General features: G+C 47.2%; 15 protein-coding genes. 7 read left to right on the top strand and 8 right to left on the bottom strand.

Annotation, left to right across the window (positions count from 1 at the left end; all coding sequences use genetic code 11):
• Window positions 1-63 precede the first annotated feature (63 nt).
• On the top strand, window positions 64-7,167 hold the full coding sequence (locus tag PV783_RS19610) for a gliding motility-associated C-terminal domain-containing protein (RefSeq protein WP_420989258.1): 7,104 nt from the start codon (window positions 64-66) through the stop codon (window positions 7,165-7,167).
• A gap of 104 nt (window positions 7,168-7,271) precedes the next feature.
• The gene (locus PV783_RS19605) at window positions 7,272-7,565 is read left to right on the top strand and encodes a phosphoribosylpyrophosphate synthetase (RefSeq protein ID WP_111578125.1); all 294 of its coding nucleotides are present in this window, start codon (window positions 7,272-7,274) and stop codon (window positions 7,563-7,565) included.
• Between the two features lie 136 nt (window positions 7,566-7,701).
• On the opposite strand, the gene PV783_RS19600 is transcribed toward PV783_RS19605, so the two are convergent.
• From PV783_RS19600 to serA, 3 genes are all read right to left on the bottom strand, one after another.
• On the bottom strand, window positions 7,702-9,279 hold the full coding sequence (locus PV783_RS19600) for a S41 family peptidase (protein ID WP_420989257.1): 1,578 nt from the start codon (window positions 9,277-9,279) through the stop codon (window positions 7,702-7,704).
• A gap of 33 nt (window positions 9,280-9,312) precedes the next feature.
• The gene (locus PV783_RS19595) at window positions 9,313-10,077 is read right to left on the bottom strand and encodes a hypothetical protein (RefSeq protein ID WP_111578123.1); all 765 of its coding nucleotides are present in this window, start codon (window positions 10,075-10,077) and stop codon (window positions 9,313-9,315) included.
• Between the two features lie 169 nt (window positions 10,078-10,246).
• On the bottom strand, window positions 10,247-11,482 hold the full coding sequence (gene serA, locus PV783_RS19590) for a phosphoglycerate dehydrogenase (RefSeq protein ID WP_079467377.1): 1,236 nt from the start codon (window positions 11,480-11,482) through the stop codon (window positions 10,247-10,249).
• A gap of 315 nt (window positions 11,483-11,797) precedes the next feature.
• On the opposite strand from serA, the gene PV783_RS19585 reads away from it, so the two are divergent.
• On the top strand, window positions 11,798-13,009 hold the full coding sequence (locus PV783_RS19585) for a serine hydrolase domain-containing protein (protein WP_227024529.1): 1,212 nt from the start codon (window positions 11,798-11,800) through the stop codon (window positions 13,007-13,009).
• A 77-nt stretch (window positions 13,010-13,086) separates the two neighbouring features.
• On the opposite strand, the gene PV783_RS19580 is transcribed toward PV783_RS19585, so the two are convergent.
• Window positions 13,087-14,064 carry a cation diffusion facilitator family transporter gene (locus PV783_RS19580; RefSeq protein WP_420989256.1) on the bottom strand — a complete coding sequence of 326 codons (978 nt, stop codon included), beginning with the start codon at window positions 14,062-14,064 and terminating at the stop codon, window positions 13,087-13,089.
• Between the two features lie 183 nt (window positions 14,065-14,247).
• On the opposite strand from PV783_RS19580, the gene PV783_RS19575 reads away from it, so the two are divergent.
• On the top strand, window positions 14,248-14,838 hold the full coding sequence (locus PV783_RS19575) for an HD domain-containing protein (protein WP_420989255.1): 591 nt from the start codon (window positions 14,248-14,250) through the stop codon (window positions 14,836-14,838).
• Between the two features lie 25 nt (window positions 14,839-14,863).
• Window positions 14,864-15,379, top strand: a complete 516-nt coding sequence (locus tag PV783_RS19570) for a hypothetical protein (RefSeq protein WP_420989254.1) — start codon at window positions 14,864-14,866, stop codon at window positions 15,377-15,379.
• A gap of 83 nt (window positions 15,380-15,462) precedes the next feature.
• Here the strand turns inward: PV783_RS19570 and infC are convergent, their stop codons facing one another.
• Window positions 15,463-16,170, bottom strand: a complete 708-nt coding sequence (gene infC, locus PV783_RS19565; protein WP_079467382.1) for a translation initiation factor IF-3 — start codon at window positions 16,168-16,170, stop codon at window positions 15,463-15,465.
• A 170-nt stretch (window positions 16,171-16,340) separates the two neighbouring features.
• Window positions 16,341-18,281, bottom strand: a complete 1,941-nt coding sequence (thrS, locus tag PV783_RS19560) for a threonine--tRNA ligase (protein ID WP_079467383.1) — start codon at window positions 18,279-18,281, stop codon at window positions 16,341-16,343.
• A gap of 631 nt (window positions 18,282-18,912) precedes the next feature.
• Here thrS and PV783_RS19555 point away from each other — a divergent pair.
• Window positions 18,913-19,482 carry a hypothetical protein gene (locus PV783_RS19555; protein WP_420989253.1) on the top strand — a complete coding sequence of 190 codons (570 nt, stop codon included), beginning with the start codon at window positions 18,913-18,915 and terminating at the stop codon, window positions 19,480-19,482.
• Window positions 19,483-19,536: 54 nt separating this feature from the next.
• On the opposite strand, the gene PV783_RS19550 is transcribed toward PV783_RS19555, so the two are convergent.
• Entirely contained in the window at window positions 19,537-21,900 is a 2,364-nt protein-coding gene (locus PV783_RS19550; protein WP_420989252.1) for a TonB-dependent receptor, read from the bottom strand.
• Between the two features lie 69 nt (window positions 21,901-21,969).
• Window positions 21,970-22,560, bottom strand: a complete 591-nt coding sequence (locus tag PV783_RS19545) for a DUF3347 domain-containing protein (RefSeq protein ID WP_420989251.1) — start codon at window positions 22,558-22,560, stop codon at window positions 21,970-21,972.
• Window positions 22,561-22,689: 129 nt separating this feature from the next.
• Between PV783_RS19545 and PV783_RS19540 the strand changes: the two genes are divergently transcribed.
• Window positions 22,690-24,657, top strand: coding sequence for an ABC-F family ATP-binding cassette domain-containing protein (locus PV783_RS19540; RefSeq protein ID WP_079467386.1), 1,968 nt, complete (start codon window positions 22,690-22,692; stop codon window positions 24,655-24,657).
• Window positions 24,658-24,678: the final 21 nt, after the last annotated feature.

The raw sequence follows: 24,678 nt of genomic DNA, 5'->3' as shown, positions 1-24,678 counted from the left end.
AACTCAGAATGTGCTGCCAGCAACTTTGATACCGTTAGGATCACCAGCCTGAAAAAACCACAGATGCGCGATGCTGGTACCAACCAGATTGCCTGCGATAAAACGGTATTTACCCTCAACGCTTCCACTCCTACTGAGCTCGGCGCCAAAGGTACCTGGTCGTTTACACCAACTACCGCTTCGGTAACTTTTGCTGATAAAAACAAGGCTAATACTACAGTTACTGTTCCAGCTGACAGCTCCGTGCTCCTCTTCTGGAAAATTGACAACTCAGAATGTGCGGCTACCAACTTTGATACCGTTAGGATTACAAGTCTGAAAAAACCACAGATGCGCGATGCTGGTACCAACCAGATTGCCTGCGATAAAACGGTATTTACCCTCAACGCTTCCGCTCCTACTGAGCTCGGCGCGAAAGGAACATGGTCGTTTACTCCTGCTACGGCTTCGGTAACTTTTGCTGATAAAAACAAGGCTAATACTACTGTAACCGTTCCAGCTGACAGCTCTGTGTTGTTATTCTGGAAAATTACAAACTCAGAATGTGCTGCCAGCAACTTTGATACCGTTAGGATCACCAGTCTGAAAAAACCGCAGATGCGCGATGCAGGCACTAACCAGATTGCCTGTGATAAAACGGTATTTACCCTCAATGCTACTGCTCCTACTGAGCTCGGGGCCAAAGGTACATGGTCATTTACACCGGCTACCGCTTCAGTAGTATTTGCAGATAAAAACAAAGCCAATACTACGGTTACCGTTCCAGCTGACAGCTCTGTGCTCCTCTTCTGGAAAATTGACAACTCAGAATGTGCTGCCAGCAACTTTGATACCGTTAGGATCACCAGTCTGAAAAAACCACAGATGCGCGATGCTGGTACCAACCAGATTGCCTGCGATAAAACGGTATTTACCCTCAACGCTTCCGCTCCTACTGAGCTCGGCGCCAAAGGTACCTGGTCGTTTACTCCCGCTACTGCTTCGGTAACTTTTGCTGATAAAAACAAGGCTAATACTACTGTAACCGTTCCAGCTGACAGCTCTGTGTTGTTATTCTGGAAAATTACAAACTCAGAATGTGCTGCCAGCAACTTTGATACCGTTAGGATCACCAGCCTGAAAAAACCACAGATGCGCGATGCTGGCACCAACCAGATTGCCTGTGATAAAACCACCTTCACCCTCAACGCTACTGCTCCTACTGAGCTGGGCGCTAAAGGTACCTGGTCGTTTACACCGGCTACAGCTTCTGTGAAATTTGCCAACATCAACAGTGCCACTACTACTGTTACCGTTCCGGCCGACAGTACAGTATTGCTCTTCTGGCAGATTTCAAACTCCGAGTGTTCCGCTGCTACTTATGATACTGTGAGGATCACCAGCCTGCTCAAACCAATTATGCGCAGCGCAGGCGCCGATCAGATGGAATGTGAGAAAACTACCTTTACCCTCAACGCTTCCGCTCCTACTGAGCTAGGCGCTAAAGGTACCTGGTCGTTCCTCCCTGCCACCGCTGCAGTGTCTTTTGTGAATAAGAACGATCCTAAAACCAATGTAACAGTTCCTGCAAACACCGCAGTGCAACTGATCTGGAAGATCACTAACGTAACATGTGCGGCCGATAATGCGGACACCGTATTAATCACCAGCCTGCTCAAACCAATTATGCGCAGCGCAGGTACCGATCAGATGGAGTGTGAGAAAACTACCTTTGCCCTCAACGCTACCGCTCCTACTGAGCTGGGCGCGCAAGGTACCTGGTCTTTCCTACCGGCTACTGCTGCTGTGACCTTCGTGAATAAGAATGATCCGAAAACCAATGTAACGGTTCCTGCAAACACCGCAGTGCAGCTGATCTGGAAGATTACCAACGCGAAATGCGCAGCTGATAATGTGGATACCGTGTCAATCACCAGTCTGCTCAAACCAGTTATGCGCAGCGCAGGCGCCGATCAGATGGAATGTGAGAAAACTACCTTTACCCTCAACGCTACCGCCCCTACGGAGCTGGGCGCTAAAGGTACCTGGACCTTCTCACCGGCTACGGCTTCTGTGAAAATTACCAACATCAACGATCCTAAAACTACCGTTACCGTTCCGGCCGACAGCTCTATCCTGTTTACCTGGAAAATCACCAACGCGAAGTGTGCGGCCGACAACATCGATACCGTAAGGATCACCAGTCTGAAAAAACCGGTAATGCGTGATGCCGGCACCAATAAAATAGCATGTGAGCAAACCAGCTTCACCATGAACGCAACTGCTCCTACAGAGCTGGGCGCCATTGGTACCTGGACCTTCTCACCGGCTACGGCTTCCGTGAAAATTACCAACATCAACGATCCTAAAACATCCGTTACCGTTCCGGCAGACAGCTCCATCCTGTTTACCTGGAAGATCACCAACCCGAAATGCGCGGCAGACCTGGCAGATACCGTAAGAATCACCAGCTACAAAACACCTGCTGCCGCCAAGGCCGGCCCCGACCAGGAACAATGTGATGATGTAAACTTCATCCTGAATGGCAGCAAACCTGCAGGTTTACATGTAACCGGTACCTGGACAAATCCTGCCGGTACCGCCGGGGTGAATATTTCATCTCCAAATCAATACAACACAACCGTAACTGTTGCAGCGGGTGTTAGCGTAAAACTGGTGTGGAAAATCACCAATGGTACCTGCGCCGCTACTTATGATACGGTAATGCTTACCAACTACGCGAACGCCAATAAAGCAAACGCCGGTCCTGACCAGGCCCTCTGTAACAATACAGGCGACTTCATCATGGCGGCAAATGTGCCGGGCGTACCAACTGCAAAAGGCACCTGGACTGATATCAGCCCGGTACCTGGAAAAGCAAAGATCAAATCACCAAATAGTCCGACTACCGCGGTAACAGTGCCTGTAGGCGATACCGTAATACTCCAGTGGGCTATTGCAAATGGTGTATGTGATACCAGCTTCAGCAGGGTAACTATCATCAACTATAAAGCAGCCATCACGGCAAATGCCGGTCCTGACCAGGAAAAATGTAACACCGCTGCCGACTTCATCATGAAAGCCAGTCAGCCTGGAGCCTCCAGTGCAACAGGCACCTGGACAGATGTAAGCCGTGTTCCCGGTAATGCTGTTATCAAATCAGTAAATGATCCGAATACCGCAGTAACCGTTCCGGTTGGCGATACCGTGATCCTGAAATGGACCGTAACAAACGGTAGCTGTACCAGCACCAGCAGCACAGTTACGCTTATTAACTACAAAACCGCTGCTGCTGCAAATGCAGGAACAGACATTGAAATGTGTAACAACACCGGCGACTTCACCCTCGCAGCAGATCCGGTATCTGTACCAAGTGCCAAAGGTTTCTGGTCTGTGATTAAAGGAAATGCTGCAATCAGGTCTATCAACAGCCCAACTTCCAATGTAAACATCAACGTAGGCGATACGGTTACTTTACGCTGGACTGTGACCAACGGTGTGTGCAGCGCTACCTGGGATGATGTAACACTCATCAACTACAGATTACCGGTGCCTGCCAATGCAGGTAGCGATCAGGAACATTGCGATAATGCTACCTTTAATATGAATGCCAGCGATCCTGGTGTTGCAGGTGCAAAAGGTACCTGGATTGTAACCAGCAACAATGCAACACTGATCAATATCAGTGATATTAACCGGAAAGATGCTATCATCACGGTTCCTGCCGGCGAAACAGCCCAATTAACGTGGGTAGTAAGCAACGGCGTGTGCGACGCTTCCAGCTCCAGTGTCACCCTGATTAACCGTAAACCGATACTCGGTAACACCATCCAGGATGATCAGACAGTTTGCGTAACAGAAACGCCAATGGCTATACGCAGTATTGCACTGACCGGCGGTAATGGTACTTACACCTACCAGTGGCAACAAAGCACTGCCGGTGCAAACGGGCCATTCACCAACATCACCGGCGCCACCAGCGCTACTTACCAGCCTGGTTTGCTTGCAGCCAACACCTGGTACAGAAGAGTGGTAGCTTCCGGAGCTTGTATCAACAACATCAGCAACGTGGTGAAAATCACCGCTATCACTATCAGCCCGATTGTTACTTTCACTCCTCCGGCTATTACAACGGAATGTGAAAGAGGTAAAGACTACACCACCCTCTTCGGAGATCCGGCGTTCAGTCATGCGCCTTATAACAACGAACCTCTGACCATTACTCACAATGATGTAACCGTGGTTACTTCGCCTTGCCTCAGTACCATTACCCGTACCTGGACAGCGACAGACAGATGCGGTCTTTCAGTAAGCGCTTCACAAACCATCACCGTGAAGGATACCAAAGCACCGGTATTCACTACACCGGCGCCTGCGGATACCACCGTAGATTGTGATAAAGTACCTGCTAAAACAGATCTGAAAGCCAACGACGACTGCGCAGGGGAAATCATTATCCCTGTAGTGGAAGTTCGCCAGGATCTGCCAGGCAACTGTTCCAACAACTACCTGCTGATCCGCACCTGGACCGCGAAAGACGAATGTAACACAGGCGTGACCCTGAAACAGGTGATCACCGTGAAAGACATGACCGCACCGGTATTCAACATGGCAACACCTGCTGATACCACCGTGGATTGCGATAAGATTCCGGCCGGATTTAATCTCACGGCTTCCGATAACTGTACGCCGGGCGTAATTACAGTAGTGCCGAAAGACTCTGCGGCCCGCAGTACTAACAACTGTAATAACAACTACGTGATCTATCGTAAGTGGACCGCCTTTGATGAATGTGGTAATGCACGTGCAGTACAACAGATCATCAGGGTACAGGATACTACCAGACCGGTATTCAGCATGTCTGCTCCGAAAGATACCGTAGTGGATTGCGATAAGGTACCGGCATGGCCTGCGATCACCGCCACCGATAATTGCAGCGGCAGCATCCAGGTATTCACCAGTACTAAAACCGTGAAATTACCAGGTAACTGCGCCAGGAACTTCCAGGAAACCAGAACCTGGACCGCTACCGACGAATGCGGCAACAAATCAGTGATGCAGCAGATCATTACCGTTCAGGATACCACTAAACCGGTATTCACCGTAATGCCTCCTGCCGACACAACAGTGAGCTGTGATAACATCCCTGCTCCTGCTACCGATGTACAGGTATCTGATAACTGCAGCAGCATCGGAAACGGTCTTACCGTATCCCGCAGGATCACTACAGAAAGAACACCAGGCGAATGTGCCGGTAACTACCGCATCATCAGAACCTGGATTGCTAAAGATGCCTGTGGTAATACCGCTACCATCACACAGGTGGTAACTGTAAAAGATACAACCCGGCCAGTGATCATGCCTGCACCTGCAGATGTGGAAATCTACTGTCAGGATAAAATCCCGGCAGCACCGGTATTAACCGCAACAGACAACTGTGATAACAGCTTCCCGAAAAGAGCCATCTATACAGAAGATCCATATGTGGAAGATATCTGTAACGGATATACGATTGTAAGAAGATGGACTATCATGGATGCCTGCGGTAATAAAGCCAACGACGTAATCCAACGTGTAATTATTAAGCCTTGCGATAAACCGCAACTGGAAGCTACCCTGCCATCCAACTGTTCCGACAACGGCAGGATCGCTTTACGCAAAGTTGGCAATGTATACCTGCCTAGCTATACGCTGGTAGCAGTTACGCCGGCCAACGCAGTAACAGGATTACCAAGAACACAAAGCAACAACGTGTTCAACCTGAACGGCGCTACTTCTGCTTCCTTTATTATTACAGATGGCAGAACAGGTTGCTCTTCCGATACCGTGACTTACAACCTGACCTACATTCAGAAACCAATGGTGAACCTGGGTAACGATACCACTATCTGTGGCGGCAACAACCTGGTACTGGATGCTGGTCCTGCAAACTTTGCCTACCAGATTAAATGGTCTACCGGCGCAACCACGCAGCGGATCAATATTAACCAGGCAGGCACCTACTGGGTAAATGTAAGCAACGGCGAATGTGCCACTACCGATACCATTCATGTAGGTCTGGTACCAACGCCACTGGTCGATATCCCTGATACGACCATCTGCCGCGGCCAAACCGTAAAACTGGATGCTTATGTAAATGGCGGCTCCTATCTCTGGAGTAACGGTTCTACAGAACCTTCTATCCTGGTAGGAACACAGGAACAATTCTGGGTGAAAGTGATGAAGTCTGGATGTATCACCATCGATACCGTGAAAGTGAGCGTGAATCCTCCACCGGATATTAGCCTGAGCCGCGACACATCTATCTGTCCTGACCAGTCCATTATGCTCACCGTTAATTCAAACGGGGGCCGCATCAAATGGCAGACAGGTGAAACCAGCAACTCTATCGTGGTAAACAAACCAGGCGGATACTGGGTAGCTGTAAGCAGGGATAATTGTGTGGTAAGAGATACCGTAAACGTGAGAATGAAACCAGCGCTCACAATGGAGCTGGGACCCGACAGGAACATCTGCCCTGGTGGCACCATTACCCTGGACGGTACCAACCCGGATGCTGTTTCTTATCTCTGGAACGACGGCGATCCTAACCCGGTTAAACAAATTTCTCAGGCCGGCAGCTATAAACTGGCCGTGATGGATAAATACTGTCAACGTGTGTTCATGGACAGCGTGAAAGTAAACATCACCGGTTTGCCGGTTATCAACCTGGGAAGAGATACTACCCTGTGTAAAGGTGAAACACTCATACTGCGCGCTGAAGGTGGTGGTATTACAGGTGTACGCTGGGATAACGGTTCCGGCGGACCATCCCTCACCGTTACCAACGGAGGTACTTATACCGTAACTGTATTCAACGATTGCGGATCGGCTACCGACGACATCACAGTAGGCTTTATAGAATGTGAACCTAAACCAACCTTGCCAAACGCCTTCTCACCAAATGGCGATGGACGTAACGATGTGTTCAGACCAGTTGTAAGAGGACAAATGTTCGACTACGAATTGCGGATCTTTAACCGCTGGGGCGAATTGATCTTTATGTCGTCCGATAACCATAAAGGATGGGATGGTAAATACAAGGGAGTTCCGGTGGATGTTGGTACATACGTATGGTGGCTTTCTTACAAGAAAGTAGCCGGCGGATCCTCCAACGTACTGAAAGGAGAAGTTACCGTTATCCGGTAATAACGGATACAATCATAAAACAAAAAGCATAAGGCCACCCGGCTTTATGCTTTTTGTTTTATAACTTAGTACCGTTTCATTTGCAAACCGGAAATTGTTTTTATATGAAAGTGTTCGACACCGTAACAGCGGCCATGGAAGATCTGCGCAAACGCGGATACACCACCGATTTCAATCTTGTTTTCGACAGTATTCAGTGTAACAGCGGGAATGTGCGTCCAGAGGATTTTGAAATTACAGAAACCTATCGTTTTGAAGGAGATACTGACCCCGGCGATGAGGCAGTAGTGTATGCCATTGAAACCAAATCAGGACTCAAAGGCGTATTGATGTATGGGTATGGTGTTTATTCAGAAGATATGTCTGAAGATATGATCCGTAAACTGGGTCACCGCTGATACATCTTCTTTAATCAACTAACGGGTCCGGGTATACGTACCCGGACTTTTTTATTATCTCCAAAAACAGAAAAGCCGCGTGGATCTTTCGATCTGCGCGGCTTTTAATTAACCAGCTAACGCTAAAGGTTATATGTTATTGAAGTCCTGCTACTTTCTTGCTCAGCCTGAAGTCAACCATTCCGTTAAACCCTCTGGTGGGCGTAATATTGGGAATCGCCTCACGTAAATCATTACCGGCCGCAGCACTGATCCCCGCGCTGCTGCGAAGGTTCAGGTAACTGCCTGTTGAAATATAATTCATGGCCTGTTGCAGGTTCTGATCTGAAGTAGTGTTACCCCATGCGATATTTACATAGTCAACAGCTTCTGCATCCACCGGGATACCGGTGTAGTAGCCGCCGTTGCCGTTGGCATTCATGGTTTCAAAGTTGATGGCATACAGGTCCGCGAGGTATACCGGCTTATGATCATTATCATACATTGTGATATTGAAATCAATAAAGCCAACTGGCTTCCCGTATGTTTTCTTGCCGATGAGCCTTACATTCATGTAAGGCTTAAGATTATTCAACGTTAATTCGCTGGCAGAAGCAGTTTCGCCGGATACAATAAAAAACACGTTATCCAGTCCCATGCCGCCTGTAGCAGCGGCATAGTTCACCTGTGCATCCAGTTTGGTAGCGGCCAGGTTCTGCATGATCTTATCGTTATACTTATAAGTATACATCACTTTACCCGCAGCAGCGGAAGGAGCAAAGGCATTGTCGAGATATTCCGCTGTAGACGTAGCTCCACCGCCGTTATACCGGAAATCCACGATCAGCTGCTTTATGCCCTGTGCCTTGAATTTTGCGATTGTCTGATCCAAAGCCGTTTTCGTGGCAGTAGCATTGCCCGAATTGTTGGTCACACTTGAAAAAGTATACATCACAAAATAGCCCACCTTGATATCTATGTTGGCGGTATTTTTAACGGTATAAACCGTATCAAACAGCACCGGGTTGATGTTATAGGTAGCTGCATTGAGCGTAAGGGTAACCGCAGTCTGGTCCTGTTTTTTGAATCCCAGCGTGATAGTGGATGCCGTTGAAATAGTATTATAAAGCGAGTTAATGGCAGATGAGGCGCTGGAGAAATTGGTATTGCCGTTTACGGAAGTGATCTCCCACCCTCTTAAAACCCCTGCTTTACCGGCCGGGCTGTTCTTATCTGCATACTTTACAAACAATCTCACTTTACTGGCGTCTGCTCCGGCAGCGAACCCGATGTCAAATCCCAGTTTAGAGGGATTGGCGGCGGCATTCTGTTCCGATACACCGTTCATGAGCTGATTGGTGATAGTGCCATCTTCATCGAGGAAGCTGTAATGATCGTATGCTGCATTGGTAGCCGGATTAATGGCATACCCCTTCATCTCTGTCAGCAGGGCATTTGCATCCGTATACTTGCTGGCCAGGGGATCCAGCTGCGGTACGCTGGAATACCAATAGTAAGTAGGCAGTCCTTTGCTGGCGGTTCGTCCGCCATCGCCGTAGGTTACCTGCATAATCTGGTACATCAGGTATTTCAGGGAGTCCTTCTTCAGGGCGTCTGTAATGTCAACAGGTGGCGGAGAGGCAGCTTTATCTTTATGGCAGGACATAAAAGCGCCTGAACACAAGGCGCCCGCCAATATCGTTGTAGTTCCCGCAGAAAACAGTTTTTTATACATAAAAACAGTTAAGACGATGGTAGTCAGACTGGCTTACTTTTGGGTGGCCAGTGTTTGGCGTGTCCAGAAGTCGGCTGAATAATACAAAGCGAAATTGTCCGCATACTCACCCGGCATTGGGGGCTTTTCTCCTTTGGCCCGTTTAGCCTCCAGTTCTTTTTTATCCTCTCTTTTCATGGCATTTACCTTGAAATGATAGGCAATGGGCTTATCACTTCCAGCGGGAATGCCCAGCACTTTCAATGGGATTCCCAGTTCACATACCAGGTTACCGGCGGCATCATAAGAAGAGGTGGTTTGAATACCAAACGTATTCTTCACCGGAATATTGCCATCCGGGATGCTGTCGAATCCTTCTACTTTTATCTCCTTTACGTTCGCCAGGAGTTGTTTCTTTAATTCACCTGCAATAAGCGCCCTGGATTCTTCCGGCACATCGGGCGCGCCGGTATTTATATTATAGGTGAGCGGAAATGTAATCCCCGCGCCGCCTTTTTTCTTCCCGGTAGCGTTGATGGAAACAGTAAGGCCGGAACGCATAATTTTCATCTGGCTCTGCGGATCAGGAACACTAACGATTACGTATAAATTCTCCTGGTCGTTGGCTATGGTGTAAAATAACTTGGTTACGTTGTTATAGAACTGCAGGGGTTTGGGCCATTCAGTAGCCTGTCCGTCGATTTTAATATTGGCTGGCGCCCATTTATTCGGTTCACTATCTTGTGCGGAAGCATTTACATACAACAAAAGACCGGCTATTACCCCTGCTCCTGCCGTCAGTGCCCTGTTCATTTTCATGTGCTAATTTTTTCAGTTGCACTACAAGGTTAACAAAGAATTTTGAAAATACGGGCAGAAAAAATGTATATGAGCAAAAAGAATCGGTGAACGGGGGGATATGGAGGGTGAGCATGGCGGGTTTGCGGGGAACTAAAACCGTTCGCCCGCAAATCCGTTGTTGCTTTTATTAATACAATAATCTCGTTTTAATCGTATGCTCTACTTCCTTCAGCAAAGCCAGCGCCTCCTGTGATAACCTGGTATCCACATCCAGTACCACATAACCGATCTGGTCATTGGTTTTCAGGTACTGCCCCAGGATATTGATTTTGTTGGCAGATAAAGCCGTATTGATAGCAGACAATACTCCCGGCACGTTCTGATGAATATGCAGGATACGGTGTGTGTTTTCAATAGGTGGCACGCTGATAGCCGGCACCGTATGGGAACCAAAGCTGGCGCCCTTCTCCAGGTAGTTGAGCATTTTACTGCTCACGTCCAGGCCGATGTTGTGCTGCGCTTCTTCTGTGCTTCCGCCGATATGCGGCGTCAGGATTACGTTGGATAATTTTTGCAGCGGTGTACTGAATGCGGCGCCATTCTTCTCCGGTTCTACGGGGAATACGTCGATGGCGGCGCCGGACAGACGGCCACTTTCCAGTGCGTCTTTCAGCGCTTCCAGGTCTACTACTTCACCGCGGGCATAGTTAATAAAGATAGCGCCGGGTTTTGCATCTGCCAGCACCTCTGCGGTGATCATATTCGCCGTGGTTTTGCTGGAAGGTACGTGCAGGGAAACAATATCGGCCTTGTTGAAGAGTTCTTTCAGGGTGCGTTGCTGTTCTGCATTACCGAGTGGCAGTTTGGTTTCTGCATCGTAATAGATTACGTTCATCCCCATCCCTTCTGCCAGTACGCTCACCTGGCTACCGATGTTGCCGTAACCGACAATCCCCAGTGTTTTACCTCTTAGCTCATAGCTGCCGGTGGCTTCTTTCAGCCAGATGCCGTTATGTGCTGCATTATTTTTATCCACGATACGGCGGATGAGGATAATAGACAAGCCTATTACCAGCTCAGCCACTGAACGGGTATTGGAATAAGGTGCGTTAAAAACGGTTACGCCGTGCTCTGTAGCAGCTTTCAGGTCAACCTGGTTGGTACCGATACAGAAACAACCAATGGCCTGCAGTTTCCTGGCCGATTCCAGCACTTTACGGGTAACTTTGGTTTTGGATCGGATGCCCAGTAGATGAACGTCCTTGATTTCATTGATAAGATCCTCTTCACTCAGTGCGCCCGATAGTTTGCGCACCTGGTATCCTGCCGTGGTAAATTCTGCCACCGCAGCATCGCTGATGTTCTCTAATAATAAAATGCTGATCTTCTCTTTCGGATAACTTGTCGACTTTTGCTGGTCCATAATATTATACTAAGTTATATGTGTATCTCTGTGTTGCAATTGGCTTAATAATTGCTGATAGCGGGGAAACAGGGCACAAACCTACTCGAAGTTGAGGAATATTCAAATAGCAGGGGAATCAAATTCGATTTTATCAAAAAAACAGAACAATCAGAGCTGATTTTTAAAGTTTTTCTCGCTTTTTTGCTTAAAAATCAATTAAAAGAATCACAAATCACTGTTTTTATTTGGCAGTCTTTTACTTTGAGTCTAATTTTAGCGCTTTGTATTTTTTGGGTCGAAAATTGAATTAAGAAAGTAGTCACAACTCCTCTAATGAAGCGATTGAAAGCATTAAGTATTATCTTAACCATATCGGGTATTGCAATTATCTCCAGCTGTCAGAGCAATGCAGCAAGAAGGGAAGAAAGTAAAAGGAAAGCAGCAGCAGATTCAGTACGCTTTACTATAGGACTATCAGCCGCGGAAAAAGAAGCCATCCTTAAATCACCGCGTACGAAACAAATGCAACAGGAACTGGAAGCATTTTACAACGGGAAGCTGCTACGCAGCGGCTTTAACGGCTCCATCATAGTGGCAAGGAAAGGGGTGGTTATCTTTGAAAAATATCATGGCTATGAAAACTCCCGGACTAAAACACCGGTGATAGATAGTTCTTCTTTTCAGCTGGCTTCTGTAACAAAAACCTTTACCGGCGCAGCAGTGATGTGGCTGGTACAAAATGAGAAGCTGAGCCTGGAAGATTCCCTGCAAAAATTCTTTCCCGAATTTCCTTATAAAGGAATCAATGTCCGTATGCTCCTGAACCACCGGAGTGGCCTGCCTAACTATCTTTATTTCTGCGATAGCTTATGGAAAGAGGAAGCCAACTTTATTACCAATGGTGAGGTGATCAAATTAATGGAACAACATAAGCCCGCCATGCAACATTTGCCGGGTACGCATTTCCAGTATTGCAACACCAACTATCTCCTCCTTGCTTCTATTATTGAAAAGGTAAGCGGACAAAAATATGCCGACTTCATGCAGCAAACCATTTTCGGGCCACTGCATATGACCAGCACTTTTGTATACGACCCCTCCTCTGCTGTGCGCGTACATCAAACCCAGAGCCATAAATATAACGGACAGTTTGAACCGGATACTTATTTCGACGGTGTAATGGGTGATAAAGGTATTTACAGCAGTGCCAGGGATATGCTCAAATGGGACCAGGCGCTTTATTCCGGCCAGTTCCTGAATGAAGCAACCTTAAAGGCCGCCTACACGCCTTACAGCAATGAGAAACCAGGTGTCCGCAATTACGGACTGGGATGGCGGCTCATGGTGTATCCCGACAGCACAAAAAATATCATTTATCATAACGGCTGGTGGCATGGTAACAATACGGTGTTCTACCGTTTTATACAGGATTCTACCACCCTTGTTATCTTAGGAAACAAATACAACCGCGGTATTTACCAGGCAGTAAAACCTATACGTGATATCATTGGTCATGGTGATGGTGAAGAAGCGGGAGAAGAATAAACAGTTAAACATCTTACTATAAAAAAAACCAGCATAGCTTGTATAAGTTGTGCTGGTTTTTTTTGTGAGATGTGTTACTATCCATGCTTTCTGTTGGGTAGCACGTTATCGCGGGTCCATATTATTTCGCCGGTAAATGCATGGCTCCGGACCGGGCATGCTTCTTTCAGGCAATAGTGGCAACAGGAAGGAATACAGGGATCCATATGAATAAAAAACTCCACCTCGCTGCCCGCAAACCCTTCATTCACGAGCTTTTCAATCTTCTTCATTTCATCGTGCGCATCATTCAGCTCCAGGTAGTAAGGCAGCGTTACATGGCAATCAATATGATAGTTGTTTCCATATTGCTGTACACGCATATTATGAATATCAATCCAGTTCTCCCTGCGGTGGGCCGATAAAATAGTGATCACCTTGTCCACTATTTTCATATCCGTTTCATCCATTAACCCGGAAATAGAACGGCGTAACAACTGGTATCCCTTGCCGAGGATCAATCCGCCCATCACCAGTGATACCGCGGGGTCCAGCCAGGTCCAGCCGGTGAAATGAATAACAACCAATGCTGCAATCAACCCGGCGCTGCTGTATACATCGGTCATGATATGCTGTCCGTTTCCCGAAATAGTAATAGAAGAAAGCTGCTTGCCGGAGCGCACGAGGTACAGTCCCAGCAGCAGGTTTGCTACAGTGGTAGCACCCAATACCCATAAACCGTTTTCTATCCGGTGCAGTTCGCGCGGCATGATAAAATACTGGAATGTTTTCACAAGGATCAACACACCAGCGATAAAGATCATGGCGCCTTCAAAGCCGATTGAAAAGAACTCCACTTTGCCATGCCCGTAAGGATGATTGGCATCTTTCGGCTGACTGGCGAGGTAAATACTATAGCAGGCAAAACCTCCCGCCACCACATTGATAATGGATTCCAGGGCATCAGAAAGGATGGCCACCGAATGGGTCATAAAGTACGCCGAGAATTTCGCCACCGTTAGAATAAAGCTAACAATCAGCGACACCAGTATGACGCGCAGTTCTTTTTTTAGCAAAGGTTCAGTTTTGTGTAATAGTAAAGGGCAAAGGTAAAGGATTATTGGCGTTTGAAAACCACTCCGGGTATTAATAAAAACATAACATAAGGCATGCTGATAAAGCAGTTGCAGCTATTACATTTGCGATAATGCCACAGCATACTATGAAAAAACTGTACTAACCCTTATAAACGTACGAAAATGACCGGTAGTGAATTACATGCCCAATCTGTAATCAATAAAATTTTCGACCTGTATAATACATATGGCCACCAGGAATACGGTGAGCAGGTAACGATGCTGATGCATATGATGCAAGCGGCGCTCATAGCAGAAAGCACCGGCTTTGACGATGAAATGATCGTTGCCGCATTCCTGCACGACATTGGTCACTTTTTTGAAAATGCCCCCCAGATGGGCGGTCTCGGTACCCGCGCACACGATGACCTGGGCAGCGCTTTCCTGCTGGAATGCGGCTTTCCGGAGCGGATGGCACAGCTGGTAGGCAGTCATGTTGCAGCGAAACGCTACCTCACCTGGTCCGACAGCGCCTATTACGATACCCTTTCTGAAGCCAGTAAACAAACCCTGGAATACCAGGGTGGCCCCATGAACGAAGAAGAGGCGCTGGCATTCCGCAGCGATCCATTATTTCATCAATACATCCAGATCAGGATCTGGGATGATATGGGCAAGGAAACGGATATGCCGGTAAATCCCGAAGACGTAGAGCGGATGCGCGAGAAAACGCTTGCCTACCTGCTGGCAAACAGTACTTCTGATAATAATTAGCACCTGTGTATTAAATTGCAGGTCTATGGATCTGCGCGCTGAAATTTTATCGGAGCACTCCCGTGCCCAGTCACTCCGCATTGCTGCATGGATAGGCCCTCATCCGGAGCGGTTTGCCGCATTGATACATTTATTCCTGCACGACGAATACCGCGTGGTACAGCGGGCAGCGTGGATTGTAAGCTTTGTGGCAGAAAGGCACCCGGAGTTGCTTGCCCCTCACCTGCCGGCAATGGTAGCCAGGATGGAGGAAACAGGTATGCCTGTGGCAGTGAAGAGGAATGTATTAAGGGTATTGCAATACCTGCGCATCCCTGAGTCCCTGCAAGGGCCGGTGATGAACAGTTGTTTTGCATTCCTGGAAGATCCGCTGGAAACCGTAGCAGTGAAAGCATTTTCCATGACGATACTGGCTAACCTGGCAAAAGATTATCCCGACATCAAAAACGAGATCCGGCTGCTGATAGCAGCAGAGCTGGAAAATAATCCCACGCCTGGCATCCGTTCCAGGGCGCAGAGAGTGTTGAAAGAAATACAATAGCGGGTTACACGCTAAAAGCAAAAGCAGCGCAACAAGGTATAATACCCTGCTGTGCTGCTTTTTTAATGTGATATAACCATCGGCTATGCGTTGGCATCTCCTGCTGCGTCAGCGGCTGGAGGTGTAACGGGCGCCTTTGCTTCTCTTGGTTCTCTTGGCTCCCTCGGTTCCTTGGGTTCTCTTGGTTCCTTAGGTTCTTTTTCCTTCTTTTTCGCTGCTTTAGGAGCAAAGATGGCGATCATACGCTTACCTTCCATGGTAGGCATACTTTCCAGACCACCTACTTCTGCCAGCCTTTCAGCAAACTTCAGGAGAATCAATTCACCACGTTCCTTAAACATGATAGCACGTCCTTTAAACTGTACATAGGTTTTTACCTTGTTACCGTCTTTCAGGAAGCTTTCAGCATGTTTCGCTTTAAAATCGAAGTCATGGTCGTCGGTGTTAGGCGTAAAGCGAATTTCTTTCACTTCACTTTTGTGCGCCTTCGCCTTCATTTCCTTTTCCTTCTTTTTCTTTTCGTAGAGGAATTTATTGTAGTCGATGATACGACAAACGGGAGGCACAGCATTAGGGGAAATCTCCACCAGGTCTAAACCCTGTTCCTCAGCCATACGCAGCGCATCCTCTGTTTTGTAGACACCTACCTCAATATTTTCACCTACAAGTCGTACCTCAGGAACGCGTATCATCCTGTTAGTGCGATGTTCTTGTTGTTGTTCCCTGCGGAAGTTGGGGTTTCTTCCCCGGTTGTTGCCGCCAAAACTGCTTGGTCTGGGTCTTTGTTGCATTAAGAAAAATAAAATTAATTAATTAATTGTCCATTTAGTCCGTGGTCCACATATCGTCCAGGGACCAAAAACAATCTTTACAAAAATACGGGGAAAATTACAGCAATTAACATACCTCAATCGAGTAATGTTCATTGTTTTATATACCTTTTTTCCACATTTATGCGATGTTATTCAATTGGCTTCCGGTTTGCTACCTCTTCGTTTATCATAGTGGTAAACTGCCCGAGTTGCATAGTTCCCAAATCACCTTTTGACTGACGACGAACGGCTACTACATTATCAGCTGCTTCTTTTTCACCGAGTACGAGCATGTACGGAATCTTTGCCAGCTCTGCTTCCCGGATCTTCTTACCTATTTTTTCGCTTCTGTCATCTATTTCAGCGCGAATTTCCGCTTTTTTTAGCAATTCTGCTACTTTTTCTGCATACGCCTGGCTTTTATCACTGATAGGGAGGATCTTCACCTGTGTTGGCGCTAACCACAACGGGAATTTACCGGCACAGTGTTCGATCAGTACAGCAATAAAGCGTTCCAGTGAACCAAATGGCGCACGGTGGATCATTACCGGGCGGTGTTTCTGGTTGTCTGCCCCGATGTACTCCAGCTCAAAGCGTTCCGGCAGGTTATAATCCACCTGGATGGTACCAAGCTGCCATTTGCGGCCCAGTGCATCCTTCACCATGAAGTCGAGCTTAGGACCATAGAAAGCCGCTTCGCCATATTCCACTACGGTGTTAAGGCCCTTTTCTGCTGCAGACTCAATAATGGCCTGTTCTGCCAGATCCCAGTTTTCATCGGTTCCGATGTACTTGCTGCGGTCATCTTTATCGCGCAGCGAGATCTGGGCAGTGAAATCCGTAAAGCTAAGGCTGTTGAATACATACATCACCAGGTCTATCACTTTCTGGAATTCTTCCTTCACCTGGTCCGGACGGCAAAACAGATGCGCATCATCCTGCGTAAATCCTCTTACACGGGTAAGGCCATGCAGTTCACCATGCTGCTCATAACGGTATACGGTACCGAATTCGGCAAAACGCACAGGTAAGTCTTTGTACGACTTTGGCGATACCTTATACAGCTCACAGTGATGCGGGCAGTTCATGGGTTTCAGCATAAACTCCTCACCTTCTTCCGGTGTATGGATCGGCTGAAAACTGTCTTTACCATATTTTTCGTAGTGACCAGAAGTCACGTACAGATTTTTATTCCCGATATGCGGTGTTACTACCGGCAGGTAACCGCTGGCCAGCTGGGCTTCCTGGAGGAAACGCTGCAGGCGTTCGCGCAACATGGCGCCTTTGGGTAACCACATCGGTAAACCCAAACCTACTTTTTCAGAGAAGGCAAACAGTTCCAGTTCCTTACCCAGTTTACGGTGATCACGTTTCTTGGCTTCCTCTATCAGGGCCAGGTATTCATCCAGCTCTTTCTGATTAGGGAAGGTGATGCCGTAGATGCGGGTAAGCATCTTATTTTTTTCACTGCCACGCCAGTAAGCGCCTGCAATGCTGGTAAGCTTGATGGATTTGATAAAGCCGGTATTCGGAATATGCGGTCCGCGGCAAAGATCTGTGAATCCGCCCTGGGTATAGAAAGTGATGCTTCCATCAGGTAATTCATTGATCGTTTCTATTTTATACGGATCGCCTTTTTCAGTAAAATAAGTCAGTGCATCTGCCTTACTTACTTCTTTGCGCACGTATTCGCTGTTGTGTTTAGACAGCTCCACCATTTTTGCTTCGATCGCTTTCAGATCTTCTTCAGAAATGGTGCGGTCGCCCAAATCAATATCGTAATAGAATCCGTTTTCAATTGAAGGGCCATAGCCGAGTTTTACGCCGGGGTACAGGGCTTCCAGTGCTTCGGCCATCAGATGCGCCGAGGAATGCCACATTGTTGCTTTACCATCCTTATCCACCCACGTCAGCAGCTGCAGCGTGCTATCCGTCAAAATCGGGCGTGTAGCATCCACTACCTGCCCGTTAACATTTGCTGCCAATACTTTGCGTGCCAATCCTTCGCTGATGGATTTGGCAATGTCCAATGCAGTTACTCCTGATTCATACTGACGAACTGCGCCATCCGGAAAAGTGATATTTATCATACGTTTTGCTGTTAGCGCCATACTTTTTCATATGGGCTATATTTCCTTTATAAAATGTTTGCGAAGTTAAGAAATAGTTTGTTAGCATTTAGATAACCATGTCCTTGAACTTAAGGATTTTAAAAATAAATATTTATACAGCGGTGTGAACACAGTTGAATTATACATTTATAATTACAAATCATTACAACAAAGGTACTATTACTTATCGCTGCCGCAATACCCAGGCATCCGTCCTTATAGGATAAGCCGTAGATAACCCGTAGTTAAGCCGTAGTTAAGCCGTATATAAGCCATACCTATAAGATACGGTTTATCTATGGTTTATCAGTGTCTTTATTACAAGTGTAATATAAGGTTTGTAAAAGTCTCCTCTGCATAGGACTAGTTCCATAGTCGGGTAACATCTGCACAATCATCGGGCATATGAGGCTCAAAATCCTTTCGGGAGTACAATCCAGGCAATAATCCAAGTGCTGTTCTTAGCTCATTTATTTCAAAATATCATTCGTACTTAGAAGATAATAATGGGAAATCGCATTTGATATATTTAAAAGAAATATCTGTAATAACTGCGATATCGGAATAAAGAATAAATTAATTTTAATCCTGTAATAAAAAAACATTACATATGACAATTGGAAACTTAAAACTGTATGACATCTTCCGCAAGGATTTGCATTTGTCGGACGACAAAGCCCTGGAAGTTGTAAACGCAATGGATGATCATTATGAGAGGAAATCATCCGCGAAAATTGAGCAACTGGCTAATAAAGGCGAGTTGTTGGCCGTTAAAAACGAACTAAAGCAGGACATCCACACGCTCGCCACCAGGATGGATCTGATGGCCACTAAAGAGGAGTTATCAGCGGTTAAAAATGAACTTAAGCAGGAAATCCACACGCTGGCTACCCGCATGGATCTGATGGCCACTAAAGAGGAGCTGTCGGCTGTTAAAACAGGGTTAACGCTGGATATCCAGAAGGTTAAATCAGAATTGACCGTGGACATCCAAAAAGTTAAAACGGACTTGACGATGGATATCCAGAAGGTTAAATCAGAATTGACTGACACGATCAACCATGTCAAAGCAGAGCTGATCAACACGATTCACAAATCGGTACACTACGCCGCCATTGCCCAGTTTATTGCTATAGTAGCTGCTTTGGTAGGAATCATCAGGTACTGCCTGGTGAGATAATGCCCCCCTACTATCACCCCATTTGTATGTACTATCACCCCTTTGAATTCCGGATCAGAACTTAAAGTTATAAGTCACCGACGGTAACACCGGAAACAACGATACCTGCTTCGCACTCACCTTCAACGTGCCATCTACCGCACTCCCCTCCTGGTCAAAGTAAATAAAATAAGGATTTTTCCTGCTGTAAACATTATACACAGAAAACGTCCAGCTGCCTTTAACACGCTTATTGGGCCTTTTAGACACCGGCGTATATATGGCCGACAGATCCAGCCGGTGATAGGCATCCAGCCTGTAAGAGTTAATGCTGCCGTAACCCTGTACCAGCGTACCTTCTATAAAATAGAACTTTTCCGGTAACGTAGTGGTATTACCGCTGCCGTAAATAAACACAGCCGACACAGTCCACCGTTTACTCAGGTCGTAAGTGCCCACCAGCGACAAATCATGACGGCGATCGTACTTTGCGGGATAACGGTTGCCATCATTCAGCGCAGGAAATTGCCGCCACGTCCAGGCCAACGTATAACCCAGCCAGCCGGTAAACCGCCCCTTCTTTTTGTTTACAAATAATTCCATTCCATAAGCCTCGCCCTTCCCAAAAACGAAGTCCAGTTCCGGATCATTCAAGGAAGGCGTATATCCTTCCCTGTATTCAATCTGGTTTTGCAGGCTTTTGTAATATACCTCTGCAGAAGCTTCATACATATTGTTGTTGAAGTTGCGGAAGTACCCGGCTGAATATTGCCAGGAAATCTGCGGCTGCACCAGGTAAGTGCTGGGCACCCAAACGTCCGTAGGCAAAGTAGTACCTGCGTTGGATACGAGGTGAATAAACTGGTAATTACGGGTGGCCGAAGCTTTTACGGAGCTTTCCTCGTTCCACGACCATCGCAAAATGACCCGTGGCTCAAAGCCACCATGACGGGATATCGGTTGCCAGCGCCGGTATACGATGCTATCGGTTTTATTCCCTGCTGCATCACGGGTATAGCGGGTATAGGGGCCTATCTGCATAAAGCCGCTGTAGCGCACGCCCACGTTCAGCTGCAGCCGGGGAGATATTTCCCAGTCGTCCATCAGGTACAACGCCACCTCATGGGCATATTTCTTAAACACATTCTCCGGGGAGAACCTGGTGGAATCCTGCTCCCCGCTGATGGTAGACGGCGTAAAAGTGTGATAGATATAGTTGCCGCCAAAACGGATATGGTGCTTTACATGCGCATAGTAATCGAAATCTGTTTTCAGGTTCATATCGCTGATGCCGGAAGACAACCTGATATCAAAATTATTCTGCAGCGCGCTGAACTGAAATTTATAATCATTGTAGATGAGGGAAGTGTTGGCAAACAACTTCTGACTGAATACATGATTCCACCGCAAAGTAGCCGTGGTATTGCCCCAGGGGATCTTTACATCAAAGGAGCGGTCCTGGTTATTAAAGCTGAATACATCTTTCCCAAGATAACCGCTCAGGTAAATACGGTCTTTATCAGAAATAGCGTAGTTCATCTTTACATTCAGATCGTAGAAATAATAACCCGAACCCTTATACGAAGTATTATTAATGAATGGTTTTGTAACGAGGTCGATATAAGTACGGCGGCCGCTGACGATAAAGGAGGCTTTATCTTTTTTCAGCGGTCCCTGGAAAGACAGCCGGGAAGAGATCAGCCCTATTCCCCCTTCTCCCTGGAAATTTTTATTATTCCCCTCCTTCATGGCGATATCCGCCACAGACGACAACCGGCCGCCATAATTGGCTGGCATACCACCTTTGATGAGGGTGGTGCTCCGGATGGCATCTGCATTAAACACAGAGAAAAAGCCAAAGAGATGGCCTGTATTATACACCGGGGCTTCATCGAGCAGGATAAGATTTTGATCGGCTCCGCCACCACGCACATAAAAACCGGCATTCCCTTCACCAGCGGCCTGTACGCCCGGCATAAGCTGCAGGGCTTTGAGCACGTCCACCTCTCCCATTAATGCGGGCAGTTTCTTTATTTGTACCGCCGTTAACTCCGCCTTGCCCATGTCGGTACTTTTTACATTGGCGTCTTTTCTTTTGTCGGTGACCACCACTTCCTTTGCCTGGTACGAACGTGGGTACAGTTGCAGGTGCTGGGTGGTATTCCCATCCAGGGTAAGCGCTACTGCTTTGGATTCATAGCCCAGAAAAGAATACAAAAGGATGTAGTTGCCGGCCGGCAGGGTGATAGAATAAAATCCGTAGTTATTGGTATGTACCCCGTTGGTGGAATGCAGCACCTGCACGGTGGCGCCGGGGAGTGATTCACCATTGGTACTGTCTTTAATAAACCCGCTTACGGTAAATTGCTGTCCCGCTGTTTCATTAAAGAAACATAGCAAAAAGAAGAACAATAAAAAGGGACTATATCGTGTGAACATACCGTAAATCATGAGCAGCAAATGCAAAAGTAATTTACGATTTACTGCGCACGATCCAACGATTACTTATTATTTATAGCTCAGGCTATCTTTGGTTTCACCGCAGGTGAGCATCTTATGACCGAAGTAAGGATTCTGTATGTCTGCCTTGTCGTTGAGCCAGTAAGCGCCTTTGTCATCAAAGGCCATCGGGCAGTATTGGTGATAAATAGTATGACCTTTCAGGCCCGTATTCTTCACAAGGTCGAACAGCATATCGGATACCATCTGGAAAGCCGCTCTTTTACCATCGAGTTCCGTTTCCCCTGCCAGCCCGGCTAATTCGGCGCTTACGCTGCCGGTGATGCCGGTAATATTGGCCAGGTGGCTGCTATCCATCTGTAAAAGGTTCACCGGGAGACTGTCCACATGCCCTTTGAGCGCCGCCGCAGCGGTGTTGGCAGCAGTGCTATCGGCCTGTACCAGCGCATCCGAAAGTTTATAATACGATTGCATAATGGCGCCGAGTGAGTCGTAAAATACCTGGCTATATGGCGCCTGTAACGCGGTGGAAGCGCCTGCCGCTGCTGCCTCCTCCTTCGGGGCGGCCTGCTGGTTGCAGGCAAACAGGGCCGCACTCAGCATCAGTAAGCCAACCGGAACGCATACTTTAAAATTCATAATCTTACACTTTGCAACAAAACTAAATAAAATGACCGGATTGTTTCTCAGGAGTACTGAATTTGAGTAGGTTAAAGTCCGCATTTTTCCTTAACTTTGCACGTTTTTTATCCAATTTTTTTATTTTTTATGTTGATCGCATTACAGGACATTACGTTTGAGTTTGGGTCCAGGGTTATTCTGGAAAATTCCTCGTGGCATATAGAACCGGGCGACCGTGTGGGGCTTATCGGGTTGAATGGTACCGGCAAATCTACCCTGTTGCGCATTATCAATGGGGAATATTCCATTTCCAAAGGAAGTGTTAATAAAAGTAAAAGTCTGACGATTGGCTTCTTTAACCAGGACCTGCTCAGCTTTGAAACCGATGAATCTATTCTTACCGTAGGCATGATGGCCTTTGGCAAGGCGCTGGAGCTGGAGAAAGACATTGAGCGTATTACCCGGGAACTGGAAGACAGCCAGACAGAAGAACTGTTGCACGAATTCAGCGATAAACTGCATGAATTTGAAGCGCTCGACGGCTACAACATGAAACACAAAACGGCACAGGTGCTGGAAGGTCTTGGTTTTACCACCTCCGACCTGGAACGGCCATACAGCCAGTTTTCCGGTGGATGGCGTATGCGTGTGCTCCTGGCCCGTCTTATCCTGCAGCAGCCGGATGTGCTGATGCTCGATGAGCCCACGAACCACCTGGATCTTCCCTCCATCGAATGGCTGGAAAGGTACCTGGTAGGGTACAACGGCGCCGTGATCATTGTATCGCACGACCGTTTCTTCCTGGACCGTATGGTGAATAAGATCGTGGAAGTATACCAGCAGCAGCTGCACCACTACGCCGGTTCTTACGCCGACTATGAAGTGGAAAAGGAACTGCGCCGCGAAATGCAGCAACGTGCTTACGAAAACCAGCAAGACTATATCCGCCAGCAGGAACGCTTTATTGAGCGCTTTAAAGCCAAAGCGTCCAAAGCCGCCCAGGCACAGAGTATCGCCAAAAGGCTCGATAAACTGGAGCGTGTGGAACAAACCGATAACGGTCCATCTAAAATAAAAATCAACTTCACCGTAGATAAAACGCCTGGTAAGATCTTATGTACCCTGAATAACATCAGTAAAAGCTTCGGCAAGATAGAGATCTTAAAAAATACCAGCGCAGAAATCAACCGTGGCGATAAAATAGCCTTAATCGGCGCCAATGGTAAGGGTAAGTCTACCCTGCTGCGGATCATCTTTGGTATGGAGCCGATGGAAGGTGAACGGGTACCCGGTCATAACGTGGTAACCAGCTTCTATGCACAGCACCAGCTGGAATCACTGGACATGAACAGCGAAATACTGGATGAACTGAAAAACTTTGGCAGCGGCCGTACAGAGCTGGAACTACGCCAGTTGTTGGGCTGCTTCCTCTTTACCGGCGATGATGTATTTAAAAAGATCAAGATCCTGTCCGGAGGTGAAAAGGCCCGTGTGGCGCTGGCAAAAACCATTATCAGCCAGGCCAACTTCCTGATGCTGGATGAGCCCACGAACCACCTGGACATGAACTCCGTGCAAATGCTGATAGATGCCCTCAACAAATACGACGGCAGCCTGGTACTGGTATCGCACGACCGTTACTTCGTAAGCCAGACCGCCAACAAGATCTGGGAAATCGTTGACGGTGAAATCAAGGAGTTCAAAGGTACCTACAACGAATACGAAGAGTGGAAAAAGAGAATGGCTGCCCAGCAACAACCCGGCAATGCCAAAGCCACTAACAATAACGCAGATACGAAAAAAGAAAGCCGCCAGCAAGCCTCCGCCCCTGCTGCAGATGCAGGCAAAGGCGCTATCAACAAAGACGTACAGCGTGAACTGCAGAAACAACAAAAACAGTTTTCACAGGTAGAAGGCCAGGTGGCCAGCCTGAAGGAACGTAAAGCCGGCCTGGAAGCCAGCCTGGGTTCTCCTGAAATCTATAACGATAAAGCTAAATTTGCCCAGGTAGAAAGCGAATACCAGGATGTTCAGAAATACCTGGACAGGGCCAATCAGCAATATGAGCAGTTATTTGAGAAAATAATGCAGCTGGAAGCGAACCTTATCAGTTAGTAATTTTGTTATACAGGTATC

It is taken from the genome of Chitinophaga sp. CC14, assembly GCF_048957795.1.
GTDB classification, from domain to species: domain Bacteria; phylum Bacteroidota; class Bacteroidia; order Chitinophagales; family Chitinophagaceae; genus Chitinophaga; species Chitinophaga ginsengisegetis.
This window is presented reverse-complemented; position numbering and strand designations above follow the sequence as displayed.